The organism is Parabacteroides sp. ZJ-118, assembly GCF_011038785.1.
Lineage (GTDB): Bacteria > Bacteroidota > Bacteroidia > Bacteroidales > Tannerellaceae > Parabacteroides.
Map to the genome: position 1 here is coordinate 1 of NZ_JAAKDT010000106.1, position 1,207 is coordinate 1,207.

The 1,207-nt window shown below is 35.4% G+C and carries 1 protein-coding gene; it reads right to left on the reverse strand.

Annotated features, from left to right (window positions below; all coding sequences use genetic code 11):
• Nucleotides 1-461 precede the first annotated feature (461 nt).
• On the reverse strand, nucleotides 462-1,079 hold the full coding sequence (locus G7Y39_RS13380) for a hypothetical protein (protein WP_255453029.1): 618 nt from the start codon (nucleotides 1,077-1,079) through the stop codon (nucleotides 462-464).
• Between the last annotated feature and the right edge of the window lie 128 nt (nucleotides 1,080-1,207).

Genomic DNA, 1,207 nt, shown 5'->3' on the forward strand with positions numbered 1-1,207 from the left:
GACCCTCCGCCTTGTAGCGAATGTAAAAGTTTTCAAAATCTTCGTTGCTGTAATACATAATTTATCAAGATTAATGTTACAGCCGCGAATGTAGTCGGTTTTACTCAGGCTGTGCTTGGACGCTTACAAGAAATTGGGTAACGAATTGGCAACCGTGCCTATTTCTGCGCTTTACTGTGAGTTGCTTAACTTGACCTCTCGTCTTGGTACAAAAGTAGCCAAATTCTATGTTCTAACAAAGGACTTGACTACTTTTAATACTTAATATTTGCGAGAATTTTATATAAAGGTATATCTTCAGAATATAATGTGATTCTTTTCTGAGAATAATCATCTAAACAAAGCATCTTCATTGATTCCTTATATGACTCAATTCGAAGTTTTGCATCTATAATAAACGGGTCTTCTAGTGCTGAATTCTCGCCTATAATCCTTTTTAATTCTGATTCAGTATTCATCAACTACAAAAAGATTCTATCATGAATAAATATTGGAAAACCTTTAAGCCGTACATAGTCTGACATGGTTTCATAATAATCTCGAATTTTTGATCGCAGCTCAGTCTTATCACTATAATCTTCTATCTTTAACTTCAACTCTTTTAAGGCTTCAATATTTATAGGTCTGCCATGTGATTTCCAATCGTTATTGTCACTTAGATGTTCTGCAATTTTTGCTGCTCGTTCCTCTTTCTCTTTAATTGTAACGTCTTGTCCATTCTTGTGCTTAGTCCAATTCTTAAATTTATATTTGACCAACCATTTTTTTAGTAAATCAATAGTTAAATCCCTTGCTTGCTCAAAACTACGAAGTTCCGCTAAATCAAAATCTTTTAGTATTGCAAATTCCACATTTGTAAGATTTCCTGCTTTAGCCTTTTCTATGTATTCATTGACTTTATCTAAATATCCTAATGCCGCGACCCATTTACCTTCTTTGTTTTGCACTTGAGGGTCTATTGGTCCCAACACGGAAAAATAGTCCATATAAATACTATCTCCACTCATACAAAATATTGTACCAGCACTATATGCGTAATCGTAAGCGTCCAAGCACAGCCGGACGAAATTGCAAATCACGGATTCAATGGCTGTTAGCTTCTATCCCCTGATTTTGTTTTCATTAAACATTTAGTATTTATTAGTACTCAAACCCATGTTCATGGGGAGCATGCTGCTGTAATCGGTGCACCCGCGCACGATTTTGG